General features: G+C 68.7%; 19 protein-coding genes. 13 read left to right on the top strand and 6 right to left on the bottom strand.

The genetic code is table 11. The annotated features are described in order from the left end of the window. From U1T56_RS02560 to U1T56_RS02570, 3 genes are read left to right on the top strand one after another with little or no spacing between them, the layout of a single operon-like run. Complete coding sequence (locus U1T56_RS02560; RefSeq protein ID WP_418157874.1) at positions 1 to 894, top strand: F0F1 ATP synthase subunit gamma; 894 nt, start codon at positions 1 to 3, stop codon at positions 892 to 894. 31 nt (positions 895 to 925) lie between these two features. Next, entirely contained in the window at positions 926 to 2,374 is a 1,449-nt protein-coding gene (atpD, locus tag U1T56_RS02565) for a F0F1 ATP synthase subunit beta (RefSeq protein ID WP_418157875.1), read from the top strand. A gap of 15 nt (positions 2,375 to 2,389) precedes the next feature. Beyond that, on the top strand, positions 2,390 to 2,800 hold the full coding sequence (locus U1T56_RS02570; RefSeq protein ID WP_418157876.1) for a F0F1 ATP synthase subunit epsilon: 411 nt from the start codon (positions 2,390 to 2,392) through the stop codon (positions 2,798 to 2,800). A 75-nt stretch (positions 2,801 to 2,875) separates the two neighbouring features. Here the strand turns inward: U1T56_RS02570 and apbC are convergent, their stop codons facing one another. Beyond that, positions 2,876 to 4,006, bottom strand: a complete 1,131-nt coding sequence (gene apbC / locus U1T56_RS02575; protein ID WP_418157877.1) for an iron-sulfur cluster carrier protein ApbC — start codon at positions 4,004 to 4,006, stop codon at positions 2,876 to 2,878. 123 nt (positions 4,007 to 4,129) lie between these two features. On the opposite strand from apbC, the gene hflK reads away from it, so the two are divergent. The 4 genes from hflK (at position 4,130) to U1T56_RS02595 (ending at position 8,235) form a co-directional block, all read left to right on the top strand. Further along, on the top strand, positions 4,130 to 5,290 hold the full coding sequence (gene hflK / locus U1T56_RS02580) for an FtsH protease activity modulator HflK (protein WP_418157878.1): 1,161 nt from the start codon (positions 4,130 to 4,132) through the stop codon (positions 5,288 to 5,290). Positions 5,291 to 5,310: 20 nt separating this feature from the next. Continuing rightward, on the top strand, positions 5,311 to 6,261 hold the full coding sequence (gene hflC, locus U1T56_RS02585; protein ID WP_418157879.1) for a protease modulator HflC: 951 nt from the start codon (positions 5,311 to 5,313) through the stop codon (positions 6,259 to 6,261). A gap of 85 nt (positions 6,262 to 6,346) precedes the next feature. After that, positions 6,347 to 6,532 carry a DUF2065 domain-containing protein gene (locus tag U1T56_RS02590; RefSeq protein WP_418157880.1) on the top strand — a complete coding sequence of 62 codons (186 nt, stop codon included), beginning with the start codon at positions 6,347 to 6,349 and terminating at the stop codon, positions 6,530 to 6,532. A gap of 179 nt (positions 6,533 to 6,711) precedes the next feature. Continuing rightward, positions 6,712 to 8,235 carry a DegQ family serine endoprotease gene (locus U1T56_RS02595; RefSeq protein ID WP_418157881.1) on the top strand — a complete coding sequence of 508 codons (1,524 nt, stop codon included), beginning with the start codon at positions 6,712 to 6,714 and terminating at the stop codon, positions 8,233 to 8,235. 529 nt (positions 8,236 to 8,764) lie between these two features. Here the strand turns inward: U1T56_RS02595 and serB are convergent. Next, on the bottom strand, positions 8,765 to 9,649 hold the full coding sequence (gene serB / locus U1T56_RS02600) for a phosphoserine phosphatase SerB (protein ID WP_418157882.1): 885 nt from the start codon (positions 9,647 to 9,649) through the stop codon (positions 8,765 to 8,767). 26 nt (positions 9,650 to 9,675) lie between these two features. Between serB and miaA the strand changes: the two genes are divergently transcribed. From miaA to ilvC, 5 genes are all read left to right on the top strand, one after another. Continuing rightward, positions 9,676 to 10,614, top strand: a complete 939-nt coding sequence (gene miaA / locus U1T56_RS02605) for a tRNA (adenosine(37)-N6)-dimethylallyltransferase MiaA (RefSeq protein WP_418157883.1) — start codon at positions 9,676 to 9,678, stop codon at positions 10,612 to 10,614. Positions 10,615 to 10,894: 280 nt separating this feature from the next. Then, positions 10,895 to 11,872 carry a TerC family protein gene (locus U1T56_RS02610; RefSeq protein WP_418158132.1) on the top strand — a complete coding sequence of 326 codons (978 nt, stop codon included), beginning with the start codon at positions 10,895 to 10,897 and terminating at the stop codon, positions 11,870 to 11,872. Positions 11,873 to 11,985: 113 nt separating this feature from the next. Then, positions 11,986 to 13,782 carry an acetolactate synthase 3 large subunit gene (locus U1T56_RS02615; RefSeq protein ID WP_418157884.1) on the top strand — a complete coding sequence of 599 codons (1,797 nt, stop codon included), beginning with the start codon at positions 11,986 to 11,988 and terminating at the stop codon, positions 13,780 to 13,782. An 89-nt stretch (positions 13,783 to 13,871) separates the two neighbouring features. Next, positions 13,872 to 14,396 (top strand): acetolactate synthase small subunit, encoded by a 525-nt coding sequence (gene ilvN / locus U1T56_RS02620; RefSeq protein WP_418157885.1) that lies wholly within the window; start codon positions 13,872 to 13,874, stop codon positions 14,394 to 14,396. Between the two features lie 69 nt (positions 14,397 to 14,465). Continuing rightward, positions 14,466 to 15,485 (top strand): ketol-acid reductoisomerase, encoded by a 1,020-nt coding sequence (ilvC, locus tag U1T56_RS02625; RefSeq protein WP_418157886.1) that lies wholly within the window; start codon positions 14,466 to 14,468, stop codon positions 15,483 to 15,485. 166 nt (positions 15,486 to 15,651) lie between these two features. Here the strand turns inward: ilvC and U1T56_RS02630 are convergent, their stop codons facing one another. From U1T56_RS02630 to U1T56_RS02645, 4 genes are all read right to left on the bottom strand, one after another. Further along, entirely contained in the window at positions 15,652 to 17,085 is a 1,434-nt protein-coding gene (locus U1T56_RS02630) for a hypothetical protein (RefSeq protein WP_418157887.1), read from the bottom strand. A 76-nt stretch (positions 17,086 to 17,161) separates the two neighbouring features. Next, the gene (locus U1T56_RS02635; protein WP_418157888.1) at positions 17,162 to 17,350 is read right to left on the bottom strand and encodes a hypothetical protein; all 189 of its coding nucleotides are present in this window, start codon (positions 17,348 to 17,350) and stop codon (positions 17,162 to 17,164) included. Between the two features lie 8 nt (positions 17,351 to 17,358). After that, positions 17,359 to 17,937, bottom strand: coding sequence for an HPF/RaiA family ribosome-associated protein (locus tag U1T56_RS02640; RefSeq protein ID WP_418157889.1), 579 nt, complete (start codon positions 17,935 to 17,937; stop codon positions 17,359 to 17,361). A gap of 14 nt (positions 17,938 to 17,951) precedes the next feature. Continuing rightward, positions 17,952 to 19,112: a baeRF3 domain-containing protein gene (locus U1T56_RS02645; RefSeq protein ID WP_418157890.1), complete on the bottom strand. Its 1,161-nt coding sequence runs from the start codon at positions 19,110 to 19,112 to the stop codon at positions 17,952 to 17,954. Between the two features lie 568 nt (positions 19,113 to 19,680). On the opposite strand from U1T56_RS02645, the gene U1T56_RS02650 reads away from it, so the two are divergent. Continuing rightward, positions 19,681 to 21,255, top strand: coding sequence for a 2-isopropylmalate synthase (locus U1T56_RS02650; RefSeq protein ID WP_418157891.1), 1,575 nt, complete (start codon positions 19,681 to 19,683; stop codon positions 21,253 to 21,255). Positions 21,256 to 21,322 lie beyond the last annotated feature (67 nt).

Consider the following 21,322-nt stretch of genomic DNA (forward strand, 5'->3'; position numbering starts at 1 on the left):
ATGCCAAGCCTCAAGGACATGCGCGTCCGCATCAACTCGGTGCGGCAGACGCGCAAGATAACGAGCGCCATGAAGCTCGTCGCCGCCTCCAAGCTGCGGCGGGCGCAGGAGCAGGCCGAGGCGTCCCGCCCGTTCGCGGGGCGCATGTCGGTCATGCTGCGCAACCTCGCGGCCGGCGTGGCGGGCTTGCCCGGCGCGCCGCCGCTCCTTGCCGGCACCGGCAAGGACGAGGTGCACCTCATCGTCGTCGCCACGGCCGACCGCGGCCTGTGCGGCGGCTTCAACAGCACGATCGTGCGCGGCGCCCGCCGCCGCATCCGCGAGCTCCTCGGCCAGGGCAAGCAGGTCAAGCTGATCTGCATCGGCCGCAAGGGCCGCGACATGCTCCGGCGCGAGTATCGGGATCGGATCGTCGAGTTCTTCGACGGGATCGTCAGCAAGCGGCGGATCGAGTTCGCCGACGCCGAGCGTGTCGCGAGCCGGATCCTCGAACTCTACGAGGCCGGCGAGTTCGACGTCTGCACGATCGTCTACAACCGCTTCAAGTCCGCGGTCTCGCAGATCCTCACCTTCCAGCAGCTCGTCCCCGTCGAGGCGCCTGTGGCCGAGGAAGGGGCAGAGACCGGAGCCGAGGCCGGGGCGGTCTACGAGTTCGAGCCAGACGAGGAGCGGATCCTGGGCGAGCTACTGCCGCGCAACCTCGCGGTCCAGATCTATGGCGCGCTGCTCGAGAACGCCGCGAGCGAGCAGGGTGCGCGCATGGCCGCCATGGACAACGCGACCCGCAACGCCGGCGAGATGATCAACCGGCTCACGCTCAGCTACAACCGGCAGCGGCAGGCGCAGATCACCAAGGAGCTGATCGAGATCATCTCCGGCGCCGAGGCGGTCTAGTCCACCCGAAGGCGTGGTTGGGAGCAACACGATGAACGATGTAGCAACGAAAGAGAACGTCGCCGTCGGGCGGATCACGCAGATCATGGGCGCGGTCGTCGACGTGCAGTTCGAGGACGAGCGGGCGCTGCCGCCGATCCTGAACGCGCTCACCACCGAGCTCAACGGCAGGCGGCTCGTGCTCGAGGTGGCGCAGCAGCTCGGCGAGGCGACCGTGCGTACGATCGCCATGGATGCGACCGAGGGCTTGACCCGTGGCCAGGAGGTGATCGACACTGGAGGGCCGATCACCGTTCCCGTCGGCAAGGAGACGCTGGGCCGCATCCTCAACGTCGTCGGCGAGCCCGTGGACGAGCGCGGCGAGCTGAAGGCGTCGGTGACGGCGCCGATCCATGCGCCGGCGCCCGAGTTCGTCGACCAGTCGACCACGACCGAGGTGCTGGTCACCGGCATCAAGGTCGTCGATCTGCTGACCCCCTACCAGAAAGGCGGCAAGATCGGCCTGTTCGGCGGCGCCGGGGTCGGCAAGACCGTGCTCATCATGGAGCTCATCAACAACATTGCCAAGGCACACGGCGGTGTGTCCGTGTTCGCGGGCGTGGGTGAGCGGACCCGAGAGGGCAACGATCTCTACCACGAGATGATCGAATCGGGCGTCATCAACCTCGACGATCCGTTGAAGTCGAAGGTGTCGCTCATCTACGGCCAGATGAACGAGCCGCCCGGCGCCCGCGCCCGCGTGGCGCTGACCGGCCTCACGGTGGCGGAGTACTTCCGCGATCAGGAAGGCCAGGACGTGCTGTTCTTCGTCGACAACATCTTCCGCTTCACCCAGGCGGGTGCCGAGGTGTCGGCGCTCTTGGGCCGCATCCCCTCGGCGGTGGGTTACCAGCCGACGCTCGGCACCGACATGGGCGCGCTGCAGGAGCGGATCACCTCGACGAAGAAGGGCTCGATCACCTCGGTGCAGGCCGTCTATGTGCCCGCCGACGACCTGACCGACCCGGCTCCGGCCACGACCTTCGCCCACCTCGACGCGACGACGGTGCTCTCGCGCCAGATCGCCGAGCTCGGCATCTACCCGGCCGTGGATCCGCTGGATTCGACCTCGCGCATCCTCGAACCCAGTGTGGTCGGCGAGGAGCACTACCGGGTCGCGCGCGCCGTCCAGGAGACCCTGCAGCGCTACAAGGCGCTTCAGGACATCATCGCCATTCTGGGCATGGACGAGCTCTCGGAGGAGGACAAGCTGGTCGTGGCGCGTGCGCGCAAGATCCAGCGCTTCCTCAGCCAGCCCTTCCATGTGGCCGAGGTGTTCACCGGCACGCCCGGCAAGCTGGTCCCGGTCGAGGAGACGATCCGCGGCTTCAAGGGGATCGTCAACGGCGATTACGACGACCTGCCCGAGGCCGCGTTCTACATGGTCGGCACCATCGACGAGGCGATCGAGAAGGCCAAGAAGCTGGCCGCCGCGGCATAAGGGAGGCGGCGTGTCATGGCCGTTGACAAGGTGGCCTTCGAGCTCGTCGCACCCGAGCGGCTGCTCGCGAGCATCGAGGCCGACATGGTGGTGATCCCCGGCGCCGAGGGCGACTTCGGCGTCCTGCCACAGCATGCGCCGTTCATGTCGCTGCTGCGGCCGGGCGTGATCTCGATCTACCAGGGCGACAAGGTCGACCGGCGCGTGTTCGTGGCCGGTGGCTTCGCCGAGGTGAACGAGCGCGGCTGCATCGTGCTCGCCGAAGGGGCCGAGCCGGTCGAGGAGATCCAGGCCGAGGCGGCGCGCCGCACGTTGCGCGATGCCGAGGAGGATCTCGCCGATGCCAAGAACGAGGCCGAGCGTCATCGGCTCGAGCGGGCGGTCGAGGTCGCCCGCGCCAGGGTCGAGGCCGCCGAGGCGGCCTGAGACGTACCGGCGCTCGGAAAGCGGATCCGTCACGAGCGGGGCGGCGCGGCAGCGCCGCCCCGTTTCCTTTTCCGCTCAGGTGTAGACGATGCGCGGGAATTTCCTGGCGGTGCCGCCCGCCTGTGCAGCGAGCTTGTCGCGCACCGTCATGGCGAGCTGCCGGTAGGCCTCGGCGACCGGGCTCCTCGGATCGCTCACCACGATCGGCCGCCCGGCGTCGCTGGTCTCGCGCACCGCGAGCTCCAAGGGGATCTCGGCCAGGAAGTCGACGCCGTACTGCGCCGCACAGGCTCTGGCACCGCCGTGCGCGAAGATCTCGGCGCGATGGCCGCAGTTCGGGCAGCAGAAATAGGACATGTTCTCGACGATCCCGAGGACCGGCACGTCCACTTTCCGGAACATGTTGATGGCCTTCCTCGCATCGAGGAGCGCTATGTCCTGCGGCGTGCTCACGATCACCGCCCCGGCCAGGGGCACTCTCTGCGCCATGGTGAGCTGCGCGTCGCCGGTGCCGGGTGGCAGGTCGACCACGAGCACGTCGAGCTCGCCCCAGAGCACGTCGCCCAGCATCTGCTGCAAGGCACTCTGCACCATGGGACCGCGCCAGATCATGGGGGCGTCCTCGTCGACGAGGAAGCCCATCGACATGATCTTGACCCCGTAATTCTCCATGGGGTGGAGCTTCCGGCCGTCGGTCGAGGTGGGGCGGCCGGAGATCCCGGCCATGCGCGGCAGGGACGGCCCGTAGATGTCGGCGTCGAGCAGTCCGACCTTCTGGCCGATCGCAGCAAGGCCCATGGCGAGGTTCACGGCCGTGGTCGACTTGCCGACCCCGCCCTTGCCGGAAGCCACGGCAATGATCGCCTTGACACCGGGTACCAGCGGCATCTGCTGTGCGGGCTGACGCTGGCCGCCCAGCGTCGGCGCCGGGCCCGCGGGGCCGCGACCACCCGGCGCACGCTCCGCCGTCAGCACGGCCGTGCAGGAGAGGACGCCCGGAAGGGCTTTCACGGCCTGTTCGCAGGCCTTGCGCAACGGCTCGAGCGCTTGCGCCTCGCCGGGGTCGATCTCGATCGCGAAGCCGACATTGCCGCCTTTGATCACCACGCCGGAGATCATGCCGAGGCTCACGACATCGCTATCGCGACGCGGGTGGCGGATCTTGCGCAGCGCTTCCAGGACCTGCTCGCGGGAAGGTTCGTTCATGGTTGATCCCTCAAGTGCTGCGACCGATATAAGCGCTTGTCGAAACGGTTCGAGACAAGCGGGGCGGCCCCCGATGGCGAGCGTGCTCGCCCTCGATCTCAGCACAGCCGAGGAAAGTTGACGATGCCCTGGAACAGTCAAGGCGGAGGGGGCTGGCAAGGCGGGGGCGGCCCCGGACCTTGGGGCGGTCGCCCTGGCGGCGGGCAGCAGCCGCCGGACCTCGAAGAGCTGCTTCGCCGCAGCCAGGAGAAGGTGAAGAACCTGTTTCCGGGCGGTGCGGGCAGCGGGCCGGGCGGCGTGGGTCGCAAGGGGCTGGCGCTCGTCGGCCTCGTCATTCTGGGCCTGTGGCTCGCGAGCGGCATCTACACGGTGCAGCCCGACGAACAGGGCTTGGTCTTACGCTTCGGCAAGCTCGACCGCGTCACCACGCCGGGCCTCAAGTACCATCTCCCTGCTCCCATCGAATCGGTCGAGAAGGTGCCGGTCACGCGGGTCAACCGGATCGAGATCGGCTTCCGCTCCGCGCAGCCGGGCGGGGTGCGTTCGACGGGCGCCCGCGACATCGAGGACGAGGCCCTGATGCTCACGGGCGACGAGAACATCATCGACATCAATTTCGTCGTCCTCTGGCGCATCGGCGATGCCGCCCAGTACCGCTTCAACATCCGCGAGCCCGAGAACACGGTGAAGGCCGTGGCCGAGAGCGTCATGCGCGAGATCATCGGCCAGACACCGATCGTGGAGGCCACGACCGAGGGAAGGCGCGCCATCGAGCTCCGTGCGCGCGAGCAGCTCCAGCAACTCATGAACGAGTACGGCAGCGGCATCCTGATCGACGAGGTGCAGCTCCAGAAAGCCGATCCGCCGGCCGAGGTGATCGACGCCTTCCGCGACGTGCAGCGCGCCCAGGCCGACAAGGAGCGCGCCCAGAACGAGGCCGAGGCGTTCGCCAACGACATCATCCCGCGTGCCCGCGGCGAGGCCGAGCGGCTGCTGCAGGAGGCGCAGGCCTACAAGCAGGAGGCGGTGGCACGGGCGACCGGCGAGGCCGAGCGCTTCAAGACCATCCTCGCCGAGTACACGAAGGCCCAGGACGTGACCGCGCGCCGGATCTACCTCGAGACCATGGAGGAGATCCTCAAGGGCGTGAACAAGGTGATCATCGACAGCAAGCAGGGGGCGGGTGGCGTGGTGCCCTACCTGCCGCTGCCCGAGCTGCAGCGGCGTTCCCGCGAGCAGCAGGGGCCGCAGGCGCAGCTCGGCGGCCAGGGAGCGAGCCAGTGAGCCCGAGGAGGATGCCCGCCATGAACCCCAACCCCCGCATGCTGATCGTGGCGGCGGTCGCCGGTGTGGTCGTGCTGTTCCTGCTCTTGAGCAGCCTGTTCACCGTCAACCAGACGCAGCAGGCCCTCGTGCTGTCGTTCGGCAACCCCGTGCGGACGGTGCAGGAGCCGGGCCTCCACATGAAGGTGCCGTTCGTCCAGCAGGTCGAGTATTTCGACAAGCGCGTGCTCGACTTCGACGCGCCCTCGGTCGAGCTGGTCCTGGGCGACCAGAAGCGGCTCGTGGTCGACGCCTTCGCCCGCTACAAGATCGTCAACGCGCTGCGCTTCAAGCAGTCGGTCGGCAACGAGATGGCGTTCCGCGGCCGGCTCGAGCCCATCATCTTCTCGAGCCTGCGCAGCGTTCTTGGCGAAGCGCCGTTGTTCACGCTGCTCTCGCAGGACCGCACCCAGATCATGGGGCGTATCCGCAACGAGACCAACAAGTCGCTGCAGGGCTTCGGCGTCGAGCTCGTGGACGTGCGGATCAAGCGCGCCGACCTGCCGCCCGAGAACAGCCAGGCGATCTATCGCCGGATGCAGACCGAGCGCGACCGCGAGGCCAAGGAGCTCCGGGCGCAGGGTGCGGAGATCGGCCAGCGCATTCGGGCGCGGGCCGACCGCGAGCGGCGGGTGATCATCGCCGAGGCCGAGCGCGAGTCGCAGATCCTGCGCGGCCAGGGCGATGCCGAGGCGATCCGGATCTTCGCCGAGGCCTTCGGCCAGGATCCGAACTTCTTCGACTTCTATCGCTCGATGCAGGCCTACCGCGCGGCGCTGGGTGACGGTGCCACCAGCTTCGTGCTTTCGCCCGACAGCGAGTTCTTCCGCTACTTCGACATGCTGCCGACCGGCCGCTCGCCTCAGCCTTCGGCGGGCAACGCCAACCTGGCACAGCAGGGCGGCGCCGGCGCGGCCCCGACGGCCCCCTGACCACCATTTGCCGGCGGCCGGTTCTCCCGCGGCGGGCCGCCGGCTTCGATGCGCCCGTGCGCACCAGCGAACATCCACCCATGCCATGACCGATCTCGCCACCGGCCTCGCTCTCGTCCTCGTGGTCGAGGGCACGCTCTGGGCCCTCTTCCCCGACAGCATGAAGCAGGCCGCGGCCCGGGCGGCGCTGCTCGACAGCGGACCCCTGCGCATCGGCGGCCTCGCCTTCGTCGTCCTCGGCGTGGCGCTGGTCTGGCTGATCCGCCACTGACCCGGCATCCCCTCCGGCATACCGAAGGGCTTGCCTCCGTGCCGACGGTCAACGATGATCGGGCGCGATCGGTTGGGCCTCCGCCGTCACGAACAAGCAAGACAGGGGCGGGCGCGGCTCCGACGTGACCGGTGCTGCCGCCGCGATGCGTCCCTGGCGGCTAGCCAAGGAGGATCAGGATGCGCAGTGCTATCGGCCCGGATGATGCCGGCCGGCAGCCATGGATGGCCGGGGTGACGCGTCGCGTGTTGCTCGCCGTCGCCCTGGGCCTGCTGCTGCTCGGCGACGCGACGGGCGTGTGGGCGCAGCAGAAGGCACCGGCCGAGGGCTTCGCTGACATCGTCGCCAAGGTGGCGCCGGCTGTGGTCAACGTCTCCACCCGAAAGGAAGTGTCGGCGCAATCCGATCAGCCGGACGTGCCCATGCCGCAGTTCCCGCCGGGCTCGCCGTTCGAGGAGTTCTTCAAGGACTTCTTTGACCGCGACCGGCAACGCGAGCAGCAGGCGCCTCGGCGCAGCTTCTCTTTGGGCTCCGGCTTCGTCATCGATCCCTCGGGCTATGTCGTGACCAACAATCACGTCATCGCCGAGGCCGACGAGATCACGGTCGCCTTCAACAACGACCGCGAATATCCTGCGAAGCTGGTCGGCCGGGACACCAAGACCGACCTCGCTCTCCTCAAGATCGAGGGCGATCAGCCCTTTCCTTACGTCGAGTGGGCCGACAGCGACCAGATCCGGGTCGGCGACTGGATGATCGCCATCGGCAACCCGTTCGGGCTGGGCTCCACCGTGACCGCCGGCATCGTCTCGGCGCGCGGCCGCGACATCCGTGCCGGGCCCTACGACGACTTCATCCAGGTCGACGCCGCCATCAACCGCGGCAACTCGGGCGGCCCCAGCTTCACGCTCGACGGCAAGGTGTTCGGCGTCAACACGGCGATCTTCTCGCCCTCGGGTGGCAATGTCGGCATCGGCTTCGCGATTCCTGCGAACCTCGCCCGGCCGGTGATCGAGAGCCTGATGCGCTCGGGCCGGGTCGCGCGCGGTTGGCTGGGGGTGCGCATCCAGACCGTGACCGACGAGATCGCCGAGAGCCTGGGTCTGCCCGAGACGCGCGGTGCTCTCGTCGCCAGCGTGACATCCGGCGGGCCTGCGGCCAGCGCACAGATCCAGCCGGGCGACGTGATCCTGGAGTTCGACGGCAAGAAGGTCGACCGGATGCGCTCGCTGCCGCGGCTCGTGGCCGAGACCGCGATCGGCAAGGAGGTCGACGTCAAGGTATGGCGCCGGGGCGAGCAGAAGGACTTCCACGTCGTGCTGGGCGAGCTCCCGGACGACGAGCAGCTCGCCGAGCTCGGCCAGGGGCAGCAGCAGGAGCAGCCTCAGGCCACGGCGATCGCCAAGGTCGATGCGCTCGGCGTCACGGTCAGCACCATCTCCCCCGATCTCAAGAGCCAGTACAACCTCGACGACGATGCCAAGGGCGTCGTCATCACCGACGTCTCCCAGGGCTCGCCGGCTGCGGAGGAGAATCTCCGACCCGGTGACCTCATCGTCGAGATCGGCCAGGAAGAGGTCAGCTCACCGCCCGAGGTGATGGCCAAGGTCAACCAGGCCAAGCGGGAGAGCAAGAAATCGATCCTCCTGCTCGTGAACCGACAGGGTGACCTGCGCTTCGTGGCATTGAAGCTGAAGGACTGAGGAGAGGCCGGGAGCCGGCAGGCGCAGCCGGCTCTCTCCCCTGATCCTGGCTACTGGCAGGCCCGCGCCTGCTCGTTCCACTGCGTGCCGGCCGGGCAGCTGCGCTGGATCGCGCCTCCTGGCGCCCGGGTGCCGCCGCCCTGGTCGGGGTTGGTGGCGCCGGTGCCGTTCGTTCCGAGAGTCCCGAGGCCCGTACCGGGCGTTGCCGGATTGACGGTGGCGCCGCCGCTAGGGGGGGGCACTGCCGACCGTCCCGCCGGTGCCCGGCGTCGTGCTCGTCCGGCCCGTGCTGCTGCCGCTCCCGGCGCTGGAGCCTCCATCCCCGGCACCGCCTCGAGCCCAGGACGGTGTCGCAGCGAGCCCGAGCGCCACGGCACCGAGCATCAGATACCGAAGAGGCCGCTTGGTCATGTCGATCTCCAAAGAGACTGGAGCGGCACCCCGGCCCGGAGATCGTGTCCGCTTGCTCGTGCCGGTCGCCGCCCGCGTGCCGAGCAACCCGAGGCGGCGACGAGGGTTCCTGGCGGCCTCAGCCCGTGACGAACTCGTCCCGCCGGTAGCCCTGCAGATAGAGAAGAGCCGTGAGATCCCCGTGATCGATCCGGACCGGCGCTTGCGCCCGCACGCGCGGATGCGCGTGGTAGGCGACGCCGAGGCCGGCGGCCCGGATCATCGGCAGGTCGTTGGCGCCGTCGCCGACCGCCATGGTCTCGGCGTCGGCGAGTCCCAGCCGGTCACGCAGGCTGCAGAGGGTCGCAAGCTTGGCGGCCGAGCCGTGCACCTCGCCGATCAGGCGTCCGGTCAGCCGATCATCCGCGATCTCGAGTTCGTTGGCCTGCTCGACGTCGAAGCCGCACAGGCGCTGCACGTGACGGGTGAAGGCGGTGAAGCCGCCCGAGACCAGGGCGGTGCAGGCGCCGTGCGCGCGCATGGTCCGGACCAGCGTGCGCGCGCCCGGCATCAGACGGAGGCGCTCCTCGATCACCGCTGCGATGGCGCGCTGCGGCAGGCCAGCGAGCAGCGCCACACGCTCGCGCAGCGCCGCCTCGAAGTCGAGCTCGCCGTTCATCGCCCGCCGGGTCACTTCCGCGATCTGCGGCTTGATGCCGGCGAAATCCGCGAGCTCGTCGATGCACTCGATCGTGATGATCGTACTGTCCATATCGGAGACGAGGAGCCGCTTGCGGCGATGCTGCGGCGACAGCACGGCGAGATCGACCGCAAGGCCGCCGAGCAGCGGCTCGAGCCGTGCCTTCGTCTCGCCGGGCTCCAGCTCCTCGGTCGCGATCTCGGCCGCGGCCGCCTCGCCGAGCCAGTGCTGCTTGCCGCGCAGCGCCTTTTCGGCTTCCTCCACGAGGCGACCGTCGAGGGGTGACCGGTCGGGATCGGCGATCAGACAGGCGACGGCCGGCATGGATGAAGGGTCCAAGGAGGAGGAAGGTGATCGATGCGCTCGTTGTCATAGGCGGCAGCACGGCGAGCGGCAAGTCGACCTTGGCGCTCGCCGTGGCACGGGCTCTGGACGGCGTCGTCGTCAACGCCGACAGCCAGCAGCTCTTCCAGGATCTGCCGATCCTGACCGCGCGGCCGACGCCGGCGGACGAGGCGGTGGTACCGCACCGGCTCTACGGCGTGCTCGCCGCGGACGAGCAGCCCTCGGTCGGTCGCTGGCTGACGCTCGTCGAGCCGGTGCTCGCAGCCTGCCGGGCCGAAGGGCGGCCCGCCATCGTCACCGGCGGCACCGGCCTCTACCTGCATGCGCTCCTGCACGGCATGCCCGAGATGCCGGAGATCCCGGCGGACCTGCGTAGCAGCTTGCGGGCATGGGCCGAGAGGATCGACGGCGCCGCGCTGCACGAACGTCTCGCCATGCGCGATCCCGTCATGGCCGCCCGCCTGCGGCCGAGCGACACGCAGCGCCTGCTGCGGGCGCTCGAGGTGGTCGAGGCGACCGGGCGGTCGCTCGCCGAATGGCAGGAGGCACCCAGACGGTGCATCCCGCTGCCCGAACGTCGCCTCGGCATCGCTCTGCTGCCGCCGCCCGCCGTCGTGAACCCGCGGATCGAAGCACGGCTCGAGGTCATGCTGAAGGGCGGTGCGCTCGAAGAGGTGGAAACGCTCCTGCAGCGCCGTCCGGATGCGCTGCGCCTGCCGACCGCCAAGATCCACGGCCTGCGCGAGCTCGCGGCCCTGCTCCAGGGACGCCTCGGCCTGGAGGAGGCGAAGCGGTCGATCGCCGCCCAGATCCGCCAGTACGCCAAGCGGCAGCGCACCTGGTTCCGCCACCAGCTGCCGGAGCTGCAGTCGATGGCGGCGCTCGGCGATTCGGCGTCGCTGCGGCAGGCCATCCTCGCCATGGCGCGCGAGCGGCTCGCCTGATCCTTGTCGCGATACGACCTCTTGAAAAGCCGGATCCGCTCACCAACGTCAGGCCGGAGCGGTGACCGGGCCCCTCTCACAGCCCAGCGGCTGCGATGTCGGCACCCTCGTTGGCATCCACCGACCTTGAGGGGCCCACATGAGCGAGCTCCCGAATCTCGTCCTCGACCATCTCGCCACCGGGCGCGACCTCGCCTCACAGGCGATCGCGGCCGTCGCACCCCTGCTCGAACCTCTGGAGCCGGTCCTGTTCCGGGAGGCGTTCGGCAAGCCGGCCTGGATGTGGCTTGCCTTCCTCGCCCTCGTCCTCCTCCTGCTCGCCTTCGATCTCGGCATCCTGCACCGCCGCTCGCGCGCGATCGGCGTGCGCGAGAGCCTGGCGCTCAGCGCCGGCTACATTCTCGTGGCGCTCGCCTTCGGTGCCTGGGTCTGGAGCAGCCTCGGGCCCGAGGCCGGCCTCAACTATCTCACCGGGTTCTTCGTCGAGAAGAGCCTCGCCATGGACAACGTGTTCGTGATCGCGATGATCCTGGGCTACTTCGCGATCCCGCGTCAATACCATCACCTCGTCCTGTTCTGGGGCATCCTGGGCGTGATCGTGCTGCGCGCGATCATGATCGGCCTCGGTGCCGCGCTCATCGCCGAGTTCCACTGGGTGCTCTACCTGTTCGGCGCGTTCCTGATCGTCACCGGGGCGAAGATGCTCCTGTTCGCCTCGCACGAGAAGGCGAGCCTCGGCGGCAACCCGGTCCTGCGCCTTCTGCAGCGCCGTTTGCGCGTCACCGATCGCCTGCACGGCGAGCGCTTCTTCGTCCGGCTGCCCGATCCCGAGACCGGCCGACCCCTGCTCTGGGCAACGCCGCTGTTCCTGGCCCTTGTCCTGATCGAGCTCGCCGATCTCGTGTTCGCGGTCGATTCGGTGCCGGCGGTGTTCGCGATCACCCAGGACCCGTTCGTGGTCTACACCTCGAACATCTTCGCGATCCTTGGCCTGCGGGCGCTCTACTTTGCGCTCGCCGCCATGATCCACCGCTTCCGCTACCTGAAATACGCGCTGGCCCTGGTGCTCCTGTTCATCGGCAACAAGATCTTCCTCGCCGAGCTCGTGGGCAAGATTCCGCCGCTCGTCTCGCTGTCGGTGACGCTGGGCCTGTTCGCGGGCGGCGTTCTGTTCAGCCTCTGGCGCACGTCCCGCGACAATGAGCGGACGGCCCCCTCGAGCGAGCACCGAGGGCAGCCCCTCCGATCGCAGCGTTGACCTTGTCAAGGGGGCTCATTAGTGTCCGGTTTCCCCGATGCGCGACGCCGTCGGGGTCGTTCCGGCAAGTCAACTTCAAGTGGAACGGGCGCGATGGCCCGAGGAGCCTCTCGATGACCGCTGCGACGACGCAGACCGCCACGACACTGGACCCGCAGGCCATGACGGGTGCGCAGGTCGTCATTCAGGCGTTGGTCGAGCAGGGTGTAGAGGTAATCTTCGGCTATCCCGGAGGAGCGGTGCTGCCGCTCTACGACGCCCTGTTCCAGCAGGACAGGATCCGGCACGTTCTCGTCCGCCACGAGCAGGCGGCGGTCCATGCCGCCGAGGGCTATGCCCGCTCGACCGGCAAGGTCGGCGTCGTCCTCGTGACCTCGGGGCCCGGTGCGACCAACGCCGTCACCGGGCTCACCGACGCGCTCATGGACTCGGTGCCGGTGGTCTGCCTCACCGGGCAGGTGCCGACCCACATGATCGGCAACGATGCCTTCCAGGAGGCCGACACGGTCGGCATCACCCGGCCCTGCACCAAGCACAACTACCTCGTGAAGCGGGCCGAGGACCTCGCCCAGGTGATCCACGAGGCGTTCCACGTCGCCCGCTCCGGGCGGCCGGGGCCGGTCGTGATCGATCTGCCCAAGAACATCCAGATGGCGAAGGCCCCCTACAAGGGCAGGGACGAGGTCAGGCACCGCACCTACCATCCCAAGGTCGAGCCCGATGCGGCCCGGATCGAGGAGGCGGCGGAGCTCCTGGCCGGTGCCCAGCGGCCGATCTTCTATGTCGGCGGCGGGGTCGTGAACGCCGGACCCAAGGCCTGCGCCATGCTGACCGAGCTCGTGCGCGCGACCGGCTATCCGATCACGCTCACCCTCATGGGCCTCGGCGCCTATCCCGCGAGCGATCCGCAGTTCATCGGCATGCTCGGCATGCACGGCACTTTTGAAGCCAACATGGCGATGCACGACTGCGACGTCATGATCTGCATCGGCGCCCGCTTCGACGACCGGGTCACCGGCCGGCTCGACGGCTTCAGCCCGCGCAGCAAGAAGATCCACGTCGACATCGACCCGTCCTCGATCAACAAGAACGTGGCGGTGGACGTGCCGATCGTGGGCGATGCCGAGAAGACCATCGCAGCGCTCATGGCCGCCTGGCAGCGGCGCTCGAACGCGGTGAGCCGCGAGAAGATCGAGCCCTGGTGGGCACAGATCCGGGAGTGGCAGGCGAAGGACTCGTTCCGTTTCCGCCAGGACGGCCGGATCATCAAGCCGCAGACCGTGATCCGCCGCCTCTGGGAGGCGACGCGGGAGCGCGACGTCTACGTCACGACCGACGTCGGCCAGCACCAGATGTGGGCGGCGCAGCATTTCCGGTTCGACAAACCGCTGCGCTGGATGACCTCGGGCGGGCTCGGCACGATGGGTTACGGCTTTCCGGCCGCGCTCGGGGTGCAGATCGCGCACCCCGATGCCACCGTGCTCTGCATCTCGGGCGACGCCTCCTTCCTGATGAACATGCAGGAGATGTCGACTGCGATGCAGTACCGGCTGCCGGTCAAGACGTTCATCCTCAACAACAGCTACATGGGCATGGTCCGGCAGTGGCAGGACTTCTTCCACGGCTCGCGGCACGCCGAGAGCTACATGGACAGCCTGCCCGACTTCGTGAAGCTCGCCGAGGCGTTCGGCGCCGTGGGCCTGCGCGCCGAGACCGTGGATCAGCTCGATGCCGTGATCGAGTCGGCGCTGCGCGCCGACAAGCCGGTGATCGCCGACATCGTCGTCGAGCGCGCGGAGAACGTCTACCCGATGATCCCGGGTGGTGCCGCCCACAACGAGATCAAGCTGAGCCCCGAGGACGAGGGCAGGCACGAGGCCATTTCCGAAGAGGGCATGGTCCTCGTCTGAAGCCCTGATCCAGGAACCGACTTGTCACGGAGGCTCATGCAGCGTAAGGCCGCCCGAGCCTTCGTGACCGCTCATCCCTTCGAGGCCCCATGAAGCTTCCTGAAGAAGAGCGCCGCCACACGATCGTGGTGCTCGTCGACAACGAGCCCGGTGTGCTCGCCCGGGTGATCGGTCTCTTTTCCGGCCGCGGCTACAACATCGAGAGCCTGACCGTGGCCGTGGTCGACAAGGAGCGTGGACTCTCGCGCATCAACATCGTCACGAGCGGCACCGAGTTCGTGATCGAGCAGATCAAGGCCCTGCTCGCGAAGCTCGTTCCCGTGCACAGGGTGCAGGACCTCACGGTCGAGGGACCGCATGTCGAGCGCGAGCTGGCCCTGGTCAAGGTCAGCGGCGACCGCGAACGCCTGATCCAGGCCCTGCGGCTCGCCGACTTCATGCACGCGCGGCTCGTGGACAGCATGCCGGGCAGCTTCGTCTTCGAGGTCACCGGCACCTCGGACGAGCTCGACGCCTTCATCGCCCTGATCGAGCCGGTCGAGGTCAGCCGGGCGGGTGTCGTCGCCATCGGCCGCGGCGACACCATCCTCATGCCCGACGCTGCGCGGGTCTGACGGAAAATCCCCCAAGGGCGGCCGGTCCGCCCGCGGGGAGCGAGCGAACGGGTAGGGAGAGTGAGCCCCATGCGCGTCTATTACGATGCCGACGCCGATCTCAATCTGATCAAGAGCAAGAAGGTCGCCATCGTCGGCTATGGCAGCCAGGGCTTCGGCCACGCCAACAACCTGAAGGACAGTGGTGTTGCCGAGGTCGCGGTGGCCTTGAAGGCGAATTCGCCCACGCGCCAGAAGGTCGAGGCCGCGGGCCTCAAGTGCATGACCCCGGCCGAGGCCGCGAAGTGGGCCGACGTGGTCATGGTGCTCGTGCCCGACGAGCTGCAGGCCGACCTCTACCGTGACGAGCTCGGCCCCAACATGAAGGAGGGGGCGGCTCTCCTGTTCGCCCACGGCTTCAACATCCACTTCAAGCTCATCGAGCCGCGCCCCGATCTCGACGTGCTGATGGTGGCGCCCAAGGGCCCCGGCCATCTCGTCCGTGCCGAGTACGTCAAGGGCGGCGGTGTTCCCTGCCTCGTCGCCATCCACCAGGATGCCTCGGGCGGTGCGCTCGACCTCGGCCTGTCTTATGCCAGCGCCATCGGCGGCGGCCGGGCCGGCGTGATCGAGACCACCTTCAAGGAGGAGTGCGAGACCGACCTGTTCGGCGAGCAGGTCGTGCTCTGCGGCGGCCTCTCGGCCCTGATCCAGGCCGGCTACGAGACGCTGGTCGAGGCCGGCTACGCGCCCGAGATGGCCTACTTCGAGTGCCTGCACGAGGTGAAGCTGATCGTGGACCTGATCTACGAGGGCGGCCTCGCCAACATGCGCTACTCGATCAGCAACACGGCCGAGTACGGCGACTACAAGACCGGCCCGCGCATCATCACCGACGAGACCAGGGCCGAGATGAAGCGCGTCCTGGCCGACATCCAGGAGGGCCGCTTCGCCCGCGACTGGGTGCTCGAGAACAAGGCCGGCCAGGTGAGCTTCAAGGCCATGCGCCGCCGCCACGCCGAGCACCCCATCGAGCAGGTCGGCGAGCGGCTGCGCGCCATGATGCCCTGGATCGCCAAGGGCAAGCTGGTCGACAAGAGCCGGAACTGACGCCGGCCCGACAAGGCCTCCCAGCCGGTACCCGGCCGGCTGGGAACTATCCCCTCTCTCCCGGCCTTTTTCCCCGCGAGACCCTGTCGCTTTCGAGGGGAGCGGGCCATGACTGAGTACGAGCACAGGCTCCGGATGCACGCCGATCCGGACGTGCTTGATCTCCTCAGCCGCCCGGCAGCCAGACCTCGATCGTCCCCGGCCGGGGGCTCGGGCGGAAGCGTGTGAAGTCCGTGGGCTCGCCCGGCGCCGGTCGGCCGTCGGTCGCGAGCTCGTTCCTGGCTCCCTGCAGCAGTCGTTCCGCCGTCAGGCGGTCCTCGGGGTAGAAATAGCGCACGCTCGCCGTTCCGATCGGAAAGCGCACCGGAACGAGCTGGACCGAGTCGGCGCCGCGGCGCTGCAACGTGTTCTGCAGGGCTTCGGCGCGAGCGGCGCTGGCATCGTCCCCGGCGGTGAAATGGACGAAAATCCTGGCCTCCGCCGGAAGCCTCGCCTCCACCGCGGGACGCGGCCGGGGAACCGGTGCGGGCGGCGCAGGAGCGATCGCCAGAGCCGGATCGGGCGCCGCCGGCGGCGGGCCCGGCAGCGTCGCCGGCTCGTCCTGCAGCTCGAGCGGCCTGAGTGCCACCGCGGGCGGCTCGGGTGCTTTGAGCGGCTCACCCACGCCCTGCGCCGATGGCTTTTTCGGCACCGCCATGGGCGGCCTCCTCGGGCTCGTTTCCACCGGCCTTGGCGGCGGCTGCGGTGCCGGTGCCACGGCGGAAGGCGACGGGCTCTCCTCGGGAAACCACAACATGGTGGCGTCGCGATTGCCCGAGAGCTGGAACGCGACGAAGGCGAGGCCGAAGCCGGTGCCGGCAGCCACGATCCAGGCGAGCAGCAGGAAGAGCCAGCGCCTCCAGTTCCGTCCGGCCCCATGTTCGTGCGCAGTCTGCGGATAGGCATGGTGGAACGACGTCGCCGCATCAGGGCGGCGCAGGCGGCGCGTGGCCGGCAGAGGCTCGGCATCCGGCAGCGGCATCGCTACGGGCGCTGCCATCGGCTCGGGCGAGGCTGCAACCGGCGAGGCGGGCATCGTGCTCGCCGGGTGAGAGCACGGCGGTGGCTGTGGCGGATCGTACGGTGCCGGGGTCGGCGGCACGCTGCGGACGAGCGGCGCCGACGGGGGCTGCGCCGGCACCGGGCTTCCGCGCTCGCGCAGGAGCGCATGGGCATGGCGACGCAGCACGGCGAACACGCGATCCTCGGCCGGACCGCGCCCGAGCGTATGATGGAGCGCCGCGTTGTCCCAGAGATCGGCCAGAGCCCCCTCGAGCGCTCGATCCGCGAGCACCGGATCGCCCAGCGTGCGCAGGAGCGTCTCGCGCAGGCGCCCGCCCTGCCAGGCGCGCAGCTCGGCGAGGCCGACGGGATCCCGCGCCGCGCACCGCTCGAGAGCGGCGGCGAGCGCCGGATCCCCGCCGACGATCTCGGGAGGCGGCGTGCGCTGCCCGGAACGGGGCGGCTCTGTCGGGGACGACGATGTCGGGCGAAGGCTCGAAGGGTGCTCCGGTGCGTCTTCGGGGAGGCGCCGACGAGCCGGATCGGAGGAGCGTCGCATGGGTCACGCGCTCCATGCTCGTTGCGGCACGACGCGCCGGGCCCCGATCGCGGCGCCGGCGCGTCGGCAGGCCGGCTCAGCCGGCGTCGCGTCGCTTCTCGGGCGGAACGCCGCGCGTGCCGCTCCCGCCGCCGGGACCGTCCCCGTGCGGCGTCTGCTTCTGGCCTGGCTTGTTGCGCTTCTCGGGATCGATATGGCCCTCCTTCGATGCCTTGCCGGGACCGCCTGCCTGGTGCTTCTCGGCCTCTGTCTGTTTCTGTGCCATCGGTCACCTCACGCCCTGTCCAGATCGTGCTCGGGGCCGCGCCAGACCTTCACGGCGGTGGGCCCGGTGTCACCCATGGCCTCGACATAGTGGACGACGTCGCCCATCGCTAGCTGGTCGAACGTGCCGTCCATCACGGCATTGCGATTGAAGTATAGCAGAGCCCCTTCCTTGGTGAGCAGATAGCCGTAGTCCTGCTCGGGATGCATCTCCGCGACCTGGCCCTGGAACATGGTGCTCTGCGGCTGCACGTCCTCGCGAAGCTGGCGCTTGAACCGTTTGAGCTGCCGTTCCGCCGCGTCGAAAGCTTCCTTGATCGACACGTATATATCCGGATTGGCGTAGCGCTCCTTCACCTTCTGTGGCTGCTTGCTGACGACCAGCTGCGCGCCGGGTACCAGCATGTCGATGTGGACCTCGTAGATGTTGCCGGTGCGGTGCTGGCGGTGCAGTCCTTCCACCGACACCCGGCAGGCGGTCAGGCGGTCGTAATATTTCTCGAGCTTGGCGAAGCGCTCGCGGATCGCGGCCTCGACGGCTTCCGAAGGCTGGACGTTGTGAAAGACGATCTCAAGCGGCCCGTCCATCGGTATTTCCTTCTTCAAAAACGCAGGATCGCCACCATCGGACAACCCTCGCGCGGCATTTCCTCGGCCGACGACAGCACGTGGACGTTCCCGCCCCGAAGCAGCGTCTGGACGGCGGCGTAGTCGACGAGGTCCTGATTGTCGGGCGTGGATTCCCGGTTCACCCGCACCCGGTCCCCCTCCTCGTCGCAGATGCCCCAGACGGAAGCGCCCTCGGCGACGAGGAGCGTGTCGACGCGGCCGAACCGGGCGGCGCTCACGATCGCCGGAAGATCGGTAGCACCTCTTGGATCGTTCGAGCCCGCGAGCATCTTGAAGCGGTCGAGATCGTCGGCGCGGCGCTGCGCCAGCTTGGGTCGGACCAGCTCGTAGGCGCGCCGGTGGAGCTCGGCGCGGTCGAGCGAGTCGGGATCGGTCTGGACGGTCTCGTGGAACGTGATCCCCTTGGCCAGCGCCTTGAGATGACCTTCGACCTCGGGCTGGGCGACGAGGACGATCGGAGCCTGCGTTCCGCCGAGGCAGCGCTCGAGCGCATTCTGCAGGCGGCGCAGATGCTCGATGAGCTGCGCCTTGCGCTGCTCTTCCGGAGCCTCGCCGTAGCTCTGGGGCGCCGGCACGCCGATCGCCCCTCCTCGACGCGACTGCGACAGCGGCGCCGGACGTCGCGTGTTCTCGTAATCCGTCTCGGCGGTGACCTCGGCGACGCTTCGTGGGATGTCGGCCTCGACCTCCGTGAGCCCGAACCGCGAAGCGACATAGAGTTGCGTGTCACCGGCCGTGGCAGTGAGCACGAAGAAGCGCCCGTCGTCGGCAAGGAGCGGCAGAAGCGGCTTCACGTGCGGCCGCGGCCCCACCACCGTGGTCTCCGGCAGCTCCATCGGCACCTTGTGCACCTGGAACAGGCCGGGAGCCACGAAGATCGCGAGGCTGCCGCGCTCCTGGCGCCAGAACTGCTCGTCGTCGTAGAGGGCTTGCGCGGGTGCCAGCAGGGCGTCGACCTCCGGTCGCCGGTGGCCCTGCTCGACCAGCCGGTCGGTGGCGGCCGAAAGCGCGTTCTTGAGGCGGACCGCACCCTGCCGGATGTCGCGGTCATCCTCGTGTCCGGGAAGGTAGATCGAGACAGCGGGCGATGCTTGCACGCTCGCGAGCGCGGTGAGTTGCTCCTTGGTCATCATGGGACCTGTCCTCGCTCGAATGCCGTGCCCGCCGCTTCCAACGTCCCCTTGGCGGCTTGGTTCCGGTGTGGTGCCCCGCGAGCGGACCGCCTCGCCTTGCAGGCGAGAAGTGCGTTCCCGTCTGCACGCCAGAGCGGCGCTCGACTCGCGAGACCGAGACGAAGGAACAGAGCCATGAGCGAGCTTACCATCGAGAGGCCGCTCGGCGGCAGCGGAATCTCGGCCGGCCTGCCGGGGCCGTGCAGCCTCCTGCCCGCACGAGCACGGAATGGCTTTACAACCCCGTGCCGTATCGTGGATAACCGCCGCGCTGCCGGTGATCGCCGGCAGGGTGCAGCTTGATCGAAACGGAGCGATCGAGTGGCGATCATCCCGCACGGGGAGATCCCGACGTTGGCAGAGGCGGGCCGCCTTGCGGTGATGCCTGCCCCGGCGTCTGCATGCACCTCGCTTGCTCGGCTGCTTCGTATCGCGGGTCGACTTACCGGCCCCTGAGCCAGCGCCGTCCGCGCCCGTGCTCAGGGGTGAATTCTATCCGCCACCGTCACCAGCAGCCCGAGATCCGACCATGGCCACCACCCACGACACTGCTCAGCCTGCCGCCCAGGAAGACCGTATCATCATCTTCGACACCACCTTGCGCGATGGCGAGCAGTCGCCCGGCTGCTCGATGAACGTCGAGGAGAAACTGCGTGTCGCCGCCGTCCTCGAGGGCATGGGCGTCGACGTGATCGAGGCCGGCTTCCCGATCGCGTCCGAGGGCGACTTCCATGCCGTCAACGAGATCGCGAAGCGGGTCAAGGAAAGCGTCGTCTGTGGCCTCGCCCGCGCCGCCGCCGCCGACATCGATCGTGCCGGCGAAGCCCTGCAGCCGGCCGCGCGCAAGCGCATCCACACCTTCATCGGCACCTCGCCGTTGCACCGGAAGTACCAGCTCCAGCTCGACGCCGAGCAGGTCCACGAGCGGGTGATCGACAGCGTCACCCGTGCCCGGCGCTACACCGACGACGTCGAGTGGAGCGGCATGGATGCATCCCGCACCGAGCCCGAGTTCCTGTTCCGCTGCATCGAGAGCGCCATCAAGGCCGGCGCCACCACGATCAACATCCCTGACACGGTGGGTTACGCCTACCCCGAGGAGTTCGCCGATCTGATCCGCGAGATCAGGAACCAGGTCCCGAACATCGACAAGGCCATCATTTCGGTCCACTGCCACAACGATCTCGGTCTCGCGGTCGCGAACTCGCTGCGCGCGGTCGAGGCCGGGGCGCGGCAGATCGAGTGCACCATCAACGGCATCGGCGAGCGGGCCGGCAACTGCTCGCTCGAGGAGGTCGTGATGGCGATGCGGGTGCGCGCCGACCGGCTGCCCTACCGCACCCGGATCGTCACCCAGGACATCATGAAGGCCTCGCGCCTGGTCTCGGCCATCACCGGCTTCCAGGTCCAGCCCAACAAGGCCATCGTCGGTGCCAACGCCTTCGCCCACGAGAGCGGCATCCACCAGGATGGCGTGCTGAAGAATGCCCAGACCTACGAGATCATGCGGCCCGAGGACGTGGGCCTCGTTCGCTCGAGCCTGGTCATGGGCAAGCACTCCGGCCGCCACGCCTTCAAGAAGAAACTCGAGGACCTGGGCTACGCGCTCGGCGAGAACGCGCTCAACGACGCCTTCGTCCGCTTCAAAGCGCTCGCCGACAAGAAGAAGGAGGTATTCGACGAGGACATCGTGGCCCTCGTCGACGACGAGATCCAAGAGGCGGGCCAGCGGATCCGCTTCGTGAGCCTCTACGTGCAGTGCGGTTCCAAGATCAAGCCCACGGCCGAGCTCGAGCTCGAGGTGGACGGTGTCAAGAAGACCGCGGTCGCGATGGGCGACGGGCCGGTGGACGCGACCTTCAAGGCGATCCGGGCGATCTATCCGCACGACGCCGAGCTGCCGCTGTTCCAGATCCACGCCGTGACGGAAGGCACGGACGCGCAGGCCGAGGTCACGGTCCGGCTCGAGGAGAACGGCAAGACCGTCAACGGCCAGGCGGCCGACACCGACACGCTGGTGGCTTCCGCCCGGGCCTACATCGCAGCTTTGAACAAGCTTCTGACCAAGCGCGAGAAGACGGCGCCGGCGGCCCTTTCCGCCTGAGAACTGTTGCCGCACCGCGACGCTCCCGGCGTTGATCCGCGCGGCCTGAAGTACGAAATTCGGATGG

The organism is Benzoatithermus flavus (genome assembly GCF_037908215.1).
Classification (GTDB): domain Bacteria; phylum Pseudomonadota; class Alphaproteobacteria; order Geminicoccales; family Geminicoccaceae; genus Benzoatithermus; species Benzoatithermus flavus.